Genomic DNA, 14,350 nt, shown 5'->3' on the forward strand with positions numbered 1-14,350 from the left:
ATTCGCGTAAAGCACAATTAATTCATATATACGGCCGCGAAGGAAACGCATTAGAATTAGAGACGTGCAAGACATGTTGGATATCCATGTTGAAGCAAGCCGGCGTTTTGAAATCGTTCACACCACTGTAAAGGAGCTTATGTCATGATCACAAAACGGAGACACGGTTTTTTCTTTGCGATAGCATTGCTATTGGTTATTGCTATGGCTGGATGTCAAAAAGCGGACAAGCCTGCTGAGGAATCCGCTGTGGATATGAATGACCCTGCGTGGAAGGAAGCCAAGACGGCATCTTTTGCGCCTTATCCTGACACCGTTACCTACACGGTGGGCCAGGTAGCAGGGAACTACTCTTCGCTGAAAGGCACGCTCTATGAGAAGGACAATGCGACCGACAATGTATGGACAAGATATATCAAGGACAAGCTGAATGTCCAAAATGAGATTGCGTTCGAGGCCAATGACGGGACAGACTATCAGCAAAAAGTATCGATGGCGATCGTAAGCGGCGAGATTCCCGATATTATGGTCGTTCCCGATCATGAGACATTGGAGCAGCTGTACGAGAACGATCTAATCGAAGACCTTACCGATGCCTATGAAAATACAGCCAGTGAGCGAATCAAGGAAATCTATGATTCCTATGATGGCCGCGTGCTGGACACCGCCAAGTTCGACGGCAAGCTGATGGCGCTTCCAACTACGGAAATTTCTCACGGTCCGGGCGTCCTGTGGCTGCGCAAAGACTGGATGGACAAATTGGGGCTTACCGAACCGAAAACAATCGAAGATATTGAACATATCATCACCCAGTTCGTCGAAAAAGATCCCGGCGGCAATGGACCTGGAACTACGGTCGGTCTTGTCATCGATAATGAACAGCCTGTCGGAATTTCCGGCGGTCAATATGAAGTGAATAACATATTTGCCTTATATGGAGCGTTCCCGAAGCAATGGATCGATGACGGCACGGGCAAGGCTGTATACGGTTCCATCCAGCCTGAAATGAAGCCCGCTCTTGCCAAAATCGCAGATATGTATAAAAAAGGACTCATTGACCGCCAGTTCGCCGTCCGCACCTCGGATGACCGCAAGGCGCTGCTGACAAGCGGCAAGAGCGGATCGTTCCTGGACAACTGGTGGGGAAGCTGGACCGTGGCTGACTCGCTCAAGCTCAATCCGGATGCCGAGTGGGTGTCTTATGTCGCTCCGCAATCGGAAGACGGCTCGGTCACGATGTTCACGGGCAAGCCGACCAGCAGTTATCTGGTGGTCCGCAAAGGGTTCAGCCATCCCGAAGCCGCAATTAAGATCGCGAGCGTTCAATTCGATTATCAGCGTTATCAAGAGAAGGACGAAGCTATTCTCAAGGAATTCGAGGATTACAGCGCGCATAATGTAGGCGGAACTCCGCTCGCCGTCAACATTGACTATTATGATGCATTCTACCGCAATGTCGGAATTATGGAAGAGGCGTTGGAGACAGGCGATGCCAGCAAATTAACGAGCAATCTGGATATTGCGGCTTATAAGTCTTACAAAAAATATTTGGATGATTCGAAAAATGGAAATCAAGTCGATGCCAATGCATGGGCTGGATATACATCGAGCATGACGACGGCGAAGCTGGTCAACAGCTCCAACATCAAAGAAGTGAACCCTATCTTCTTCGGCAGCACTCGCTCCATGTCTTTGAAATGGCCAACCTTAATGAAGATGGAGCTTGAAATGTATCTGAAGATTATTACAGGCGAGCAAACGCCGGATGACTTCGATAAATTTGTTGAGAATTGGAAGAAAACCGGCGGCGACATCATTACGGAAGAAGTGAACGAAGCGATTGCCTCCAATTGACATGAAAGAGAGAGTTCTTCATGAAGAATAGAAACGATCAGATCGCGTTCCACTCCATGATGGCCGCAGGCATGATCTTCCTGATTATTTTCTCGTTCATCCCGATGTTCGGGATTGTGATGGCTTTTCAAGATTATGTTCCTGCCAAAGGGATCAGCGGTTCGCGATGGGTAGGTTTGGATAATTTTAAATTCATGCTGCAAATTCCGGACAGCAAGCAGATTTTTATCAACACGATCGTCATCGCAGTATGGAAAATTATTGTGGGGACCTTCGTTTCGATTACGTTTGCTTTGCTCCTGAATGAGATTCGATTGAAGTTCGCCAAGCGGTTCATGCAGACGGTTGTGTATTTGCCGAATTTCTTGTCATGGGCCGTACTGGCTACCGTCGTGATGAACATTTTTTCCTATGAAGGCCCGATCAACGCATTTTTAGGTTGGTTTGGCGTGGACCCGATTTTATTTATGGCGAGCAATGAATGGTTCAGGCCGATGCTGGTGTTGTCCGATGTGTGGAAAGGGTTCGGATATGGCTCGATCATCTATCTGGCCTCGCTGACCTCGATTGATCCGGGACAATACGAAGCGGCGTCGATTGATGGGGCGAACCGGTTCCAGAAGCTGTGGTATGTCACGCTGCCCGGCCTGATGCCTACGATCCTGCTGGTCACGACGTTGAACCTGCCGAATGTGTTGAATGCCGGCTTCGACCAAATTTTTAATCTTTATAATCCTTTGGTATACGAGACCGCCGACATCATTGACACCTATGTGTACCGGGTAGGTCTGGTCGAAAGACAATATAGTCTCGGAACTGCAGTCGGTCTGTTGCGTTCCATTGTCGGCATTATCTTGATCTTGTCTGCGAACAAATTGACGCAAAAGCTGACAGATTATCGCATTTTCTAGGGGGTGTCTTCCATTATAGCTCAGACGATGAAAAGCCGCGTCGCCGACGTGATTATCTGGATATTGTTATTGGCGCTTACGTTGTCTTGTCTGTTTCCGTTACTCAATATGGTAGCTATTTCACTGAGTGATAATGCGGCCGCTTCCGCTAATTTAGTGGGCCTGTTCCCGGTGAATTTTACATGGAGCTCCTATGAAAAGTTGCTGTCAGACTCGCAATTTTGGCGTTCGTTCATGATCTCGGTCGAAAGGGTCGTCTTGGGGCTAGGCGTAAATATGGCGCTGATGATCCTGATGGCCTACCCGTTATCCAAAAGCTCGAAGCAATTCCGGGGACAGAAAGTGTATATGAATGTCGTTATTTTTGCGATGCTGTTCTCCGGGGGACTCATTCCGACGTTCATGGTCGTCAAGCAGCTTGGTCTGCTCGATTCTATTTGGGCGTTGATATTGCCGGGGGCGGTGCCTATCGGCAACGTCATCCTGCTCATGAATGCGTTCCGTGCGGTTCCGAAGTCGCTGGAGGAGGCGGCCAAGATCGATGGAGCCTCGCAGTGGAGGATCTTATTCTCGGTCTATCTGCCGGTCGTATTGCCTACGCTGGCAACGGTCATGCTGTTTACGATCGTCGGCCACTGGAACGATTATTTCAGCGCGTTAGTGTATATCAACAAGACTTCGAACTATCCGCTGCAGACCTATATTCAGCAGCTCAGCGTGGAAGTACAGAACATCACGGACCCGGCGAAATTGGCCGAATACGCAAAGATTTCAGACCGGACGCTTAATTCCGCCAAAATCGTTGTGTCTACGCTGCCATTGCTTTTGATTTATCCTTTCTTACAAAAGTACTTCGTGTCCGGAATTGTTGTCGGTTCCGTCAAGGAATAAGTCATTAGGTGATTCGCAGCAAAATACAATAGGGTGAAAAGAAGCCGTACTATACGATACGTCAGGTATGCTGCCTCGCCGCAATGATTCCACAGCGCGGCGAGGTTTTGCGTATCGGCGGCAGACTACATGGCGTTCAGGAGGTTAGCAATGACGAATGCAGGTGGAACATCAATGTTAGATGACATGAACATATTCGTGCCGAAGGAAGCGAACCGCGCGATTTCTTTTACCAATAAGGAGTCCGCGTTTTACTTTACGCAGTCTCACTACACAGATCATCCGGAGCATGCTTATTTTGAAGGATGGAATATTGCAAAGCGCCGGATCCTTCAGGGCTACAATTTATATGAAGGCGGCCGCAGGCTGGATAATCAGCATTCGCAAGTGCATGTCTATCCTTACAAAATGGTGCGCGAGCATGGTTCTCTTACAGAAGAGCTGTGGATGCTGGATTATCGAAATGTGCTGGAAATCAGCCTTCTCGGTACGCAGCAGCCGACCATCGGCTTGGAGCTAAGAGGAGAGAATGTGAAGCCCATAGGTCAAGAGGGTCATATCCTGATCTTTTCGGCTGTCACAGAAGGCTGGGTGATCGCTGTAGGCTCCAGGCGGCTGCAGCCATTAACGCTGCAAGGGCACATCATCGCTGCGGATGCGAAGGAGGAAGGCTTCTGCATCGCTGCCGGCCGAACGGCAGAGGAAGCCGTCGCGCTGCTGCATGATACGAGGGGGCAGGCCGATCGCCTCAAGATGGAGCGAGTCAAGCGCATGGAACGTCTGCTTCGCGAAAATACGTATCTGAAAACCACAGATGACACACTGGAGCTGGCTCTGCGCTGGGTAAGCATCACTATGGATCAGCTCGTCACAAGACAGCAAGGAGACGGCATCTACGCCGGGCTTCCTTGGTTCAATGAATATTGGGGGCGGGATCAGTTCATTTCGCTCCCGGGGGCAGTCTTGGTTAGCGGGCAATTCGACACGGCACGCAACATTCTGCTTTCTTTTGCCGAATTTCAGAATGCGGATCAGGATTCCCGATTTTACGGCAGAATGCCGAATATCCTTGCCCCTGAAAATATCGATTATCATACTACAGACGGCACGCCGCGGTTTGTTATCCAGTTGCAGGATTATGTCAAATATTCGGGCGATACGGAAATCATTAAAGATCTGTATCCGGCCGTCATTCGCAGCATTCAAGGATCTATTGACCACTGGATGGACGAGAAGGGCTACCTGATGCATGCCGACAATGAAACGTGGATGGATGCGCGGGACAGTCAATTGCGATCCTATTCGCCAAGGGACACGCGGGCCAATGATATTCAGGCGCTATGGTACAAACAGCTGCTAGCCGGAGTGTACTTCGCCGAGTATATGAAGGATGACGAACGTGCGGAACAGTGGAAGCAGATAGCGGATCGGTTGAAAGAGAATTTTGAGAAGGATTACCGCGATGCGGAGCATCCTTATTTGGCCGACCGGCTGGATAAGGAAGGCAACCCGGAGTTCTCCCTGCGTCCGAACCAGCTCTTTGCCTTTGACATGTTCGACGATCAGGAGTTCGCTTGTCAGGCCATCCGCACGGCTTGGGAAGAGCTTGTATATCCTTGGGGAGTCGCTTCGCTGGACCGGCGTCATCCGTTGTTCCATCCGTTCCACTTGACGCCTCTTTATCATAAGGATGCCGCGTATCACAATGGCGCCGTATGGCTCTGGCTGAACGGCATCGCAATGCAGCGCATGATTGAGGCGGGAGAGGAAGAGACAGCCTATCGATTATTCAAGAACATGAACGGGATGGCGCTGACCCAAGGGGTCGTTGGCGGACTGTGCGAAAATATGGATGCTTACCCTCATGAAGGCGAGAGCTGGGCGAAGCTGACGGGGGCGTATCTTCAAGCCTGGTCCAATGCCGAGCATTTGCGGGTATGGTACCAATACTTTTTGGGAGTACGGCCGGATCTGATTCAGAAGACGTTAGTCCTCGCTCCGCGAATACCGGAGGAGATTCCGGATCTGAAATATGCGTTCAACGTGGGCAAGGGCCGCATTGCCGCAGAGTACCGCAATGAAGGGGCCAGGGTATATCGGTATCAGTTCCAGGACCTCTCCTTGCGGGCAAGAATTGATATTTCGCCTTTTGAGCCGCTGGAGATAGAGGTGCGCCCTGATTCGGAGCTAAGGATAACGCAGGCCGACGGGACGCTGACCGTAACCTTGCTCGATCATAACCATGACATCATCCAGGCGATCCAAGCCTCCGTCTCGCCAGCGCGCGCAGAGGAGCGGGCAAGACAGCGCCGCATCCTGAAGGATGTCCGCTTCGCCGAACCGATGGATATACAGAAACATCCGGTGATGAGATAGGGTTGCCTCAATAAAATAGCGAGTATAAAGAGAGATCCCTGCTATCAAGAAATGGCAGGGATCTTTATAATGGAAGGAACACAGATACCGCAGGGCTAACTTTGAACACATTATTTACCGAGGAAGATGATTCGATGTTTATAAAAATGATCAAGTGCATTGTCAATGAAGACTCGAAGGCAGTGTTTCACCACGCGCAAGCGAAATGGGGGCAGTTGGAATCCGTTAGCGGATTTATCGCTCAAATGGGGGGGCTGGAATCTGTTACAAAAGAATGAGGCCGTAATTATCGGGATGTGGGAATCCATGAATGCGTATACCTATTTTATGAATGAACTTCACGATCAGATTATGGATACGAATAAACAGAAAAAGTCGTATGAGAAGATAGAAGTTAGTTTATGGGAAACTGATGAAACGATCCACGTAAACGATATACAAGCGCTTGAGCGGTTAACGGTTTTAGATATAGGAACAGACCGTGTAGAAGGGAATGAAGTGAATCAAAAAAACGATGATATAAGTCACTGAATGGTTGATTCATTCGTTATAACATGGAAAAGAATGCTTTTTACATTGTGCAGCGAGTAGAGCTTTTTTCGTTCTTGGTAGGATGCCGGCCCAAAAAAATGTGTCACTGTCTCCCTAAATCGTAATCATTACGTATAAACAATGACGAAGGTTGTGAAATGATGAAAGAACCGGCAGATCTTCGCCGCCGCTCCTTCTTTTTTACGGTCATTCTATTGGCGCTGACGGCGGGGCTCGTCCTATCGGTTACGCTCGCGGTGATGCTGGGGCCCGTGCCGATTGCGCCGGCAACGGTCTGGAAGATTGCCTTCTCTCATCTGCCTGGCTTCAATGGATGGATCGAGGAGACATGGGATAAGGGGCAGGGGCATATCGTGTGGGATATTCGATTTCCGCGGGTGCTGCTTGGTGTCGTCGTCGGTGCGGGGCTGTCCGTTGCCGGTGCCGCCATTCAAGCGCTTATGCGCAATTCCTTGGCTGACCCGTACATACTCGGCGTGTCGTCGGGAGCGTCTGCGGCGGCCACGCTTGTCATACTATTCGGCGCGTTCCGCTTCTTCGGCCAATATGCGCTTTCCTTATCCGCCTTTCTCGGTTCGCTTGCCGTGATGGCCATCGTCATGGTTCTGGCACGCGTGGGGGGCAGGATAGCGACGAGCCGGCTGTTATTATCCGGCATCGCGGTGTCCATGATGATGTCGGCCATCACCAATCTGATTGTGACGATGGCGCCGCGCGAAGAAGGCATTCGTTCAGCGATGTATTGGATGATGGGAAGCCTGACGGGGGCCAAGTGGGAGTATTTGACACTCCCGGCCTTGATTGTGATTGCCGGAACGGTCTTTTTGCTTGTTCAGTACCGGGCTCTGAACGCCTTGCTGATGGGGGAGGAGGCGGCGCTTACCCTTGGCGTCAATCTCCATGCCTTCCGCAAATGGCTGGTCGTTGTAGTCGCCTTATTGACGGGAACGATTGTGTCTGTGAGCGGCGCGATCGGCTTTGTCGGCTTGATGATCCCCCATATTGTGCGGCTCATCGTCGGTTCGGATCACCGCCGCGTTCTCCCGGTCAGCCTATTGCTGGGGGCTATCTTCATCGTCTGGGCCGATGTATTGGCGCGGCTTGTGCTGGCGCCCGAGGAATTGCCGATCGGCGTTGTCACCGCCTTATGCGGCGGGCCTTTCTTTATATGGCTGTTGCGGCGGAACTCATATTCTTTTGGAGGCGGAAAATGAACGTTGAAGTGAAAGATCTATCGTTCAGCATTCAGGAGAAACGATTGATTGAAGCGATATGCCTGGATGTGCGGGAAGGCGAAATGGTTGGCTTGATCGGTCCGAACGGCAGCGGGAAATCGACGCTGCTCAAAAATATATATCGTGTGCTGGCGCCCGATTCGGGCGAAATATTGCTGAATGGGCAACGTATATCCCGGTTGCCGCAAAAGGAATTGGCCAGACAGTTGGCGGTGGTCGGCCAGGAGTCGTCCGCCGCGTTCGATTTTACGGTCCGCGATATCGTGATGATGGGGCGCAGTCCGCATAAGAAAATGTTCGAAGCGGACTCGATGGAGGATTACGAGATTGTGGAGCAGGCGCTGATGCGCGTCGGCTTGCTGCACGCCGCGGGCAGCAGCCTCTCCGACTTGTCCGGCGGAGAGAAACAGCGTGTGCTGATTGCGAGGGCGCTGGCGCAGCAGGCTCGCGTTCTGATCCTGGACGAGCCGACCAACCATCTGGATATCCGGTATCAGCTGCAGATGATGGATCTGATCAAGGCGCTGAAGCTGACCTGCCTCGCCGCGCTGCATGATCTGAACATCGCGGCTTGCTACTGCGATCGCATCTATGTGCTGCAAGAAGGCCGGATGGCGGCTTCCGGAAGCCCCGAGCAAGTGATGCAGCCGGATTTGCTCTACGACGTGTTCGGGGTTCGGACGGAGATTGCCATCCATCCGTTGACGGGGAAGCCGTCGATTACGTTTTTGCCGGACATGATCGCGAGCTTATGACACAGGAAGGGAGGCGGAGCCATTGGCGATGACCCGATGCAGTTGCTGTCAATTCATGTATGACGAATGGTATGGCGATACGCGCAACGGTGTCCCTTCCGGCACACCGCTTGAGGACTTGGCCGGTACACTATGCTCCCGCTGCGGGATGCAGGGCAACCGGCATGAATGTCAGCCGAGCCCGAAGTACGCGGGGCAGGAGGCCGAATATTATGACCAGTTTGCCGGAAAAGCGGGGATTGCGTTCTACCGGCACTGGCTGGAGCAAGCGGCGGAACCGCCGAGCGTACTGGAGCTTGGCGTCGGAACCGGACGTCTGGCGGTCGAGCTGGCCGCCCGGGCTGAGCGCTACTGCGGCGTCGATTGGAGTCCCCAGATGCTTAAGGCTGCGGATACGAAGCGCAAGCGCATGTTCAAGGAGGAAGCGGAGCAGCGGCTGCAGCTGGCGGAAGAGGACGTTCTTACGTTTGAAGCACCCGCCGACTATACCCATGTGCTATGTCCGGACGGGTTTTTGCAGCATTTTACGCGGATGGAGGAGCATACTGCGCTGCTGCGCAAGATCCATCGTTGGCTGCAGGCAGGAGGCTGGATCGCCGTCGATCTGATCCTGCCGCCAGGAGGCGCCGCTTGGCAGACGCTGGAGCGCAAGCGCGTGCAGCCTCGCAAGCTTGTTCGCCGCCAGATCGACGGCTCAACCTCACTGTCCCGGCAGATCTTCCATTGTGCCATCGCTTACGAGACGTATATCGACGGGGCCATGGAATCCCGGTACCTGGCAGAACGCGAATATGCGTTGATGACGCCAAAGGAAGCCGCGCTGCTGCTTGCTGCGGAAGGATTTGAAGTAACGAGGATAATTCAAAATTATGGCTGGTCAACGCCTTGGCGAACCGTGCTCCCCCCGGGAGTCAACGACAGGGGAAGCGGACCGGATGCCTCAGAGACGATAGACGAAGCGATCGCGGCCGGGAAGTGTGTGCAACCGTATCGTGAGAATGCATGGCAAGATGGCGGATATCCGCTGCGCGGCGCGCTGACTGCACTATCGCCCGCTACCTCGGCCACGATGACGTTGATTGCCCGGAAGAAATGATAGATGACGAATGAATAGACGGAGGAAATTGGAATGAATCGAAGAACATTCACCAATAGATTTCTATTGCTAGGGATGACCATGATGCTCGTATTGCTGTCGGCATGCGGCAGTTCGGAACAGCCGGATGCGAAGCGCCAGGCGCAAGGGGAGCAGCCGGCGGCGCAAGTGTCCGAGAGCGGAACGGTCGAGCTTGAAAATATGGGAGAACAGCTGAGCTTCCCAGACGCGCCGAAGCGGGCGGTCACGCTGAACCAGCATGCGACCGAAGTGATGTTGGCGCTCGGTCTCGAAGATTCGATGGTCGGAACGGCTTATCTCGATGACAGCATCCTGCCCGAATATAAGGAGAAATACGACAAGATTCCGGTCCTCGCGGACAAGTATCCGTCAAAGGAAGTGTTCTTGTCGGTGTCTCCCGATTTTGCCTATGCGGGATGGAAGAGCGCGTTTGGGGACAAAGCGCTTGGCTCGCGGTCGGATCTGGCTGAGCAGGGCGTCCTGACTTATGTGCAGGAATCCTCCAGCAAGGCTGCGCCGACGCTTGAGGATGTATATCAGGACATCTTGAATATCGGGCGCATCTTCCGGGTGGAAGACAGAGCCGAAGCGCTCGTGAACGATATGCGCCAGAAGCTGGAGGACATCCAGGCGCAAATCGGCACCGTGAGCGTGCCCCTGAACGTATTCGTGTTCGACAGCGGGGAAGACAAGGCCTACACGGCAGCCAATACGTACTTAACCAGCTTGATTGGCAAGGTTGGCGGAAAAAATATTTTCGACGATATCGACAAAGGATGGGCCGAGGTCAGCTGGGAGGAAGTAGTGAACCGCGACCCGGACGTCATCGTCATTGTCGATTATGGCGACACGACGGCCGCACAGAAGCAGGAGCTGCTCTTGAACAAAGTGCCGCTGGCTGATGTGAAGGCGATCAAAAACAAGCGGTTTATCGTGCTGCCGCTCTCGGCGGCTGCAGAGGGCATCCGGGCGCCGATCGCTTTACAGACGCTCGCTGCCGGCTTGTATCCGGATAAAGTGCAGCCATAATAAGTAACGGGGAAGGAGAACATTCATGCCAACATGGAATTTGGAGGAGACCCGCCATCATCTGCTGATATGCAACGGCGGCAGCTGCATGAAGCAGCAGGCCGAGGAAGTGACGCAAGCGATCCGGGATGAAATATCGGCACTCGGAGCGAAAAAACAGATTCATACGACACGCACCCGCTGCAATGGCCGTTGCACGGACGCTTGTGTCGTCATCGCCTACCCGGAAGGGGTCTGGTATAAGGAGATGACTCCGGAGCTGGGAAGGGAATTGGTGCGCAAGCAGTTGGCCGGCGAGCGGCTGGAGGAGCAAATGGTCTACTCGTATGATCGCCGCTTCATCGCTACCGGCCAATCGGTCGCAGGAAAAGATAAACCGCCGAGATAGATCTTGCCATAGCCATAGACATACTCATAGCCATAGACATACTCATAGCCATAGTCATAGACATACTCATAGCCATAGTCATAGCCAAGCCGCGTCCGCCACAGGCGACGTTCTTGACACAGACGTCTGTAGGGGGAGCATGACTTTTACCGATATCTATTCATAATCTAGTCCTGATCATAAGGGGCTGTCTCAAAAGCCGTTTTTTTGCTGCAGCGAGACAGCCCCGACTCTGCTTCTTACTACTCAGCTTGCTCAAAAATACTGTGAAAATGCAGTTTTCCTTGATGACGTGTACTCCCTTCCAGGAATTGCTGCTAAACGGCATTAATTTCAGACTCTCCAATAAATTTTAGACAAAAATAGGTGAAAATAATGTATTTCTGCAGCAATATCGCCAAATCGTGGATCAAATAGAGTAAATTGCTGCATCAGTGCAGGATTTTACGGCCTCATACATCTTCCGCCGCTTTTCGCTTCCATTTGCGCAGGCAGCGCAGACGAACAAGGCTGCCGAGTCATCTCGACAGCCTTCGCTTCCCGTCAAGGGAATATCCTTTCTTATGAGACAAGCTTTAATCCGGTAACGCCAATAATAATCAGACCCAAGCTGACAAGACGGGCCGCGCTTTTGGATTCTCCGAAAAAGATCATATTGATCAGCACGGCGCCTGCCGTTCCGATTCCAATCCAGACCGCATAGGCGATGCTCAACTGCAAATAGCCGAAGGCCTGATACAGCAGCCCGAAGGAGAGGGCGAACCCGCCCGCGAATAGTGCGCCATTGCGGATATTTTTCTCCTGGCTGAACAGCTTCAACCCGACAACACCAGCGATTTCACTTATAGCAGCTAAGGTAACGAATAACCAACCCATTATTGATGCCCCCTGTCTTCCACTTTATTGTCAGCTAGCTTCAAACCAATAACTCCGGCTACAAGCAGCCCGATAAAGAGCAATTTCAGGGCGCTCATATTTCCGTCAAATAAGAAGTAATCCATCAATACCGTTCCGATTGAACCGACCCCGGCGAAGATGGCATAGACGGTCCCGGTAGGCAGTCCTTCACAGGCCTTGGACAGGAAATAAAAATCAACGATAATGACACCTACGAGCAGTATCCAATGCCATGCCGCATCTGCTGTACTGAACCCAAAAACCCAGACCATCTCTAATAAACAGGTGAGGACTACATACATCCAATATTTATTCATCTCATACACTCCCATATGAATGACATTCAGTCATTTTTGTAGAAAAGACGACATACTTTACGGACGCAAAGCATGCTCTAAAAATGTCAGTAATTCAGCTCTTTGACTGGCTTCATTTTGTGAGTCGTAAGCGTCATATAAAAAGACTTGCTCCGCAGCAGATTCAATCAGCCCAAGCACTAATTTGGCGGTACGAGCGGGATCCAGGTTATCGCGAACGAGGCGGCGCTGTTTGTTCGTCTTGAACAGAGAAGCGACCAAATCGTAAAGCGGAGCATAAATGTTTTCCCATTTGCTCATATTTTCGGTTGTGGACAGGCCTGCATAGACAAGAACGGACACGTCACGAAATTCAGCCGTAACCTGGAAAATGGCATTCACCAATTGACTTAGTTGCTCGGTCAACGGATCGTCAAGTGAAACCGTGGCTTCAATTTTCTTCATAAATTGCAGCACAATTTGCTCCGCGATCACAGGCATAACCGATAATTTAGAGGGGAAATACAGATAAAACGTTCCCTGGGCAATCTCGGCCTTTTGAACGATGTCTGATATTTTGGCCTTTTCAATCCCTTTTTCTTTAAAAACCTCGATGGACGCTTGAACGATCTTTTCTCTTTTGTCCATTAGCAGTACCTCCCGACTGAAATGACTGAACGTCATTCATTGTAACAGAACCCTTTTTATAAGTCAATTATCTTCGGAACTTCAGGAGTCCGTCGCAATATCCCCATCATTGAAAATTAAAGCACATGACGGGGATTTTATCAATTCCTTTGCTTCAGATTGCTCCTTACATTGGTTAATTTCCAGGGCGAATGTAAAGAATCCCGCGCAAATTCAAATTGGAAGGCCGCGCCCTTTTCGGGTTGATTTTTGCGCCGCCACGATACGGAGTGAGTCACTTCCGCCGTCAGGCTATGGACAATGCCTTGTTCGGTGCTCCGCGTGTTATGGTTCCGTTTCTTTTTGGTCGTTAATCGAAAAGTCGTTCCCCTTTCCATCTCTTTCAAAAAGTAGTCTGCAGCTTCGGGATTCAGTCCATTCGAGACGCTTTTCAAGAGATCAACATCCCGTACGGACAATGCTCCAATGAAAATCTCCGACAGCATGGCGGGAGAAGCCATATTGAAAAAGCTCTCGCGCTGGCCGGAGGCCGTATATACCATCAACTGGTGAAATAAATCCGGATTGGCGGAGCGATGGGTGCTGCTGTTCAAAAAATGAACGCAGAAGTGGCCTGAAAATCCATTACCAGGAATACCATCTCCTCCATGCGGCATCCCGTTCATGGAAGCAGCAATCTTATGTTTGTCCGTAACGACTAATATCGCTTTTCGTTTCCAGCTCCATTGATTATCATAAATTTGCTTCATAATCTTGGTGTCCTCTTTGGTCAGCGGCTGCACGTCGGCATGTCTGCTTCCGGCTCGCCGTTGCACGCGAAACGAAAGTCCTTTTTCCAAATCAATAATGGAAAAGGTGCTTTTTCGCGGGACCAATTGCTTTGCTTCACTCCAAGGGATGCTCATTCCATAGTGGCGTGCCTTTAATTCTGCACAATATTTTTGCAATAGCTTCGTTGCTTTTGGAGACAGGATAAGCCGTTTTGACTCCGTTGCGCTCCAAAAGACCCCAAGTTTCTCCATGCGGTATGTTCTCGACTGACCTTTCCACGAGATCAGCAAATAAATATCGGAAAGCGCGGCCGGGTATGAAGCCTCTTCCTCCTTGCTAGCCTTCAGGAGTTGAACGGCATCCTTCGGATTCAGAACGAGCTTCTGTTCGAACGTGGCAGAAGGAGTGGTTCGTACACTGATGACAACCGTGGATTGCGGTGTGCGCGCAGCATAGACGATGGTATTGTGAACGGGGAGGAATGAAATGATCAGCAAGAATAAGATGATGCGAGTCATCAATGGATTCATGGTCAGGCCTCCATGTCAATTAATTCTAATCCATACTTATGGATAGTGTTGTCATTTCTTTTCAAATTATGTGCCTATAATCAGCCGCGCTTCAGGGAAC

At 51.2% G+C, this 14,350-nt stretch carries 14 protein-coding genes and 1 pseudogene; 11 read left to right on the plus strand and 4 right to left on the minus strand.

The window, feature by feature from the left end; translation table 11 throughout:
* Positions 1 to 255 precede the first annotated feature (255 nt).
* From FLT43_RS00440 to FLT43_RS00490, 11 genes and pseudogenes are all read left to right on the plus strand, one after another.
* Entirely contained in the window at positions 256 to 1,854 is a 1,599-nt protein-coding gene (locus FLT43_RS00440) for an extracellular solute-binding protein (protein ID WP_164776300.1), read from the plus strand.
* A 20-nt stretch (positions 1,855 to 1,874) separates the two neighbouring features.
* A complete protein-coding gene (locus FLT43_RS00445; protein ID WP_087443848.1) occupies positions 1,875 to 2,765 on the plus strand; it encodes an ABC transporter permease in 891 nt (296 codons plus the stop codon).
* 27 nt (positions 2,766 to 2,792) lie between these two features.
* Entirely contained in the window at positions 2,793 to 3,656 is an 864-nt protein-coding gene (locus FLT43_RS00450) for a carbohydrate ABC transporter permease (RefSeq protein WP_087443847.1), read from the plus strand.
* A 150-nt stretch (positions 3,657 to 3,806) separates the two neighbouring features.
* On the plus strand, positions 3,807 to 6,032 hold the full coding sequence (locus FLT43_RS00455; RefSeq protein WP_181823477.1) for an amylo-alpha-1,6-glucosidase: 2,226 nt from the start codon (positions 3,807 to 3,809) through the stop codon (positions 6,030 to 6,032).
* 146 nt (positions 6,033 to 6,178) lie between these two features.
* On the plus strand, positions 6,179 to 6,310 hold the full coding sequence (locus tag FLT43_RS30720) for a DUF4937 domain-containing protein (protein ID WP_390943647.1): 132 nt from the start codon (positions 6,179 to 6,181) through the stop codon (positions 6,308 to 6,310).
* A pseudogene (locus tag FLT43_RS29845) lies at positions 6,261 to 6,563 on the plus strand (DUF4937 domain-containing protein); the annotation flags it as partial. The gene FLT43_RS30720 and the pseudogene FLT43_RS29845, both read left to right, overlap by 50 nt.
* 158 nt (positions 6,564 to 6,721) lie before the next feature.
* A complete protein-coding gene (locus FLT43_RS00470; protein WP_087443844.1) occupies positions 6,722 to 7,798 on the plus strand; it encodes a FecCD family ABC transporter permease in 1,077 nt (358 codons plus the stop codon).
* Positions 7,795 to 8,574, plus strand: coding sequence for an ABC transporter ATP-binding protein (locus FLT43_RS00475; RefSeq protein ID WP_087443843.1), 780 nt, complete (start codon positions 7,795 to 7,797; stop codon positions 8,572 to 8,574). Before FLT43_RS00470 ends, FLT43_RS00475 begins: the two co-directional genes overlap by 4 nt.
* A gap of 28 nt (positions 8,575 to 8,602) precedes the next feature.
* Positions 8,603 to 9,670 carry a methyltransferase domain-containing protein gene (locus FLT43_RS00480; protein WP_244194305.1) on the plus strand — a complete coding sequence of 356 codons (1,068 nt, stop codon included), beginning with the start codon at positions 8,603 to 8,605 and terminating at the stop codon, positions 9,668 to 9,670.
* A 33-nt stretch (positions 9,671 to 9,703) separates the two neighbouring features.
* On the plus strand, positions 9,704 to 10,720 hold the full coding sequence (locus FLT43_RS00485; protein WP_087443841.1) for an ABC transporter substrate-binding protein: 1,017 nt from the start codon (positions 9,704 to 9,706) through the stop codon (positions 10,718 to 10,720).
* Positions 10,721 to 10,745: 25 nt separating this feature from the next.
* On the plus strand, positions 10,746 to 11,108 hold the full coding sequence (locus FLT43_RS00490) for a (2Fe-2S) ferredoxin domain-containing protein (RefSeq protein WP_087443840.1): 363 nt from the start codon (positions 10,746 to 10,748) through the stop codon (positions 11,106 to 11,108).
* 561 nt (positions 11,109 to 11,669) lie between these two features.
* On the opposite strand, the gene FLT43_RS00495 is transcribed toward FLT43_RS00490, so the two are convergent.
* The 4 genes from FLT43_RS00495 to FLT43_RS00510 all read right to left on the minus strand — a co-directional run bounded on the left by FLT43_RS00495 (position 11,670) and on the right by FLT43_RS00510 (position 14,250).
* The gene (locus tag FLT43_RS00495; protein ID WP_087443839.1) at positions 11,670 to 11,984 is read right to left on the minus strand and encodes a DMT family transporter; all 315 of its coding nucleotides are present in this window, start codon (positions 11,982 to 11,984) and stop codon (positions 11,670 to 11,672) included.
* Entirely contained in the window at positions 11,984 to 12,322 is a 339-nt protein-coding gene (locus tag FLT43_RS00500; protein WP_087443838.1) for a DMT family transporter, read from the minus strand. The genes FLT43_RS00495 and FLT43_RS00500 overlap by 1 nt, the downstream gene beginning before the upstream one ends.
* A gap of 57 nt (positions 12,323 to 12,379) precedes the next feature.
* On the minus strand, positions 12,380 to 12,949 hold the full coding sequence (locus tag FLT43_RS00505; protein ID WP_087443837.1) for a TetR/AcrR family transcriptional regulator: 570 nt from the start codon (positions 12,947 to 12,949) through the stop codon (positions 12,380 to 12,382).
* 140 nt (positions 12,950 to 13,089) lie between these two features.
* Positions 13,090 to 14,250, minus strand: a complete 1,161-nt coding sequence (locus tag FLT43_RS00510; protein ID WP_087443836.1) for a hypothetical protein — start codon at positions 14,248 to 14,250, stop codon at positions 13,090 to 13,092.
* Positions 14,251 to 14,350: the final 100 nt, after the last annotated feature.

This window comes from Paenibacillus thiaminolyticus (genome assembly GCF_007066085.1).
In the GTDB taxonomy this organism is placed as follows: domain Bacteria; phylum Bacillota; class Bacilli; order Paenibacillales; family Paenibacillaceae; genus Paenibacillus_B; species Paenibacillus_B thiaminolyticus.

Excerpts from the sequence above, each read along its gene's own strand:
- FLT43_RS00440 (WP_164776300.1), top strand. The coding sequence starts at position 256 with ATGAATGACCCTGCGTGGAAGGAAGCCAAGACGGCATCTTTTGCGCCT.
- FLT43_RS00445 (WP_087443848.1), top strand. The coding sequence starts at position 1,875 with ATGAAGAATAGAAACGATCAGATCGCGTTCCACTCCATGATGGCCGCA.
- FLT43_RS00450 (WP_087443847.1), top strand. The coding sequence starts at position 2,793 with ATGAAAAGCCGCGTCGCCGACGTGATTATCTGGATATTGTTATTGGCG.
- FLT43_RS00455 (WP_181823477.1), top strand. The coding sequence starts at position 3,807 with ATGACGAATGCAGGTGGAACATCAATGTTAGATGACATGAACATATTC.
- FLT43_RS30720 (WP_390943647.1), top strand. The coding sequence starts at position 6,179 with ATGATCAAGTGCATTGTCAATGAAGACTCGAAGGCAGTGTTTCACCAC.
- FLT43_RS00470 (WP_087443844.1), top strand. The coding sequence starts at position 6,722 with ATGATGAAAGAACCGGCAGATCTTCGCCGCCGCTCCTTCTTTTTTACG.
- FLT43_RS00475 (WP_087443843.1), top strand. The coding sequence starts at position 7,795 with ATGAACGTTGAAGTGAAAGATCTATCGTTCAGCATTCAGGAGAAACGA.
- FLT43_RS00480 (WP_244194305.1), top strand. The coding sequence starts at position 8,603 with ATGACCCGATGCAGTTGCTGTCAATTCATGTATGACGAATGGTATGGC.
- FLT43_RS00485 (WP_087443841.1), top strand. The coding sequence starts at position 9,704 with ATGAATCGAAGAACATTCACCAATAGATTTCTATTGCTAGGGATGACC.
- FLT43_RS00490 (WP_087443840.1), top strand. The coding sequence starts at position 10,746 with ATGCCAACATGGAATTTGGAGGAGACCCGCCATCATCTGCTGATATGC.
- FLT43_RS00495 (WP_087443839.1), bottom strand. The coding sequence starts at position 11,984 with ATGGGTTGGTTATTCGTTACCTTAGCTGCTATAAGTGAAATCGCTGGT.
- FLT43_RS00500 (WP_087443838.1), bottom strand. The coding sequence starts at position 12,322 with ATGAATAAATATTGGATGTATGTAGTCCTCACCTGTTTATTAGAGATG.
- FLT43_RS00505 (WP_087443837.1), bottom strand. The coding sequence starts at position 12,949 with ATGGACAAAAGAGAAAAGATCGTTCAAGCGTCCATCGAGGTTTTTAAA.
- FLT43_RS00510 (WP_087443836.1), bottom strand. The coding sequence starts at position 14,250 with ATGAATCCATTGATGACTCGCATCATCTTATTCTTGCTGATCATTTCA.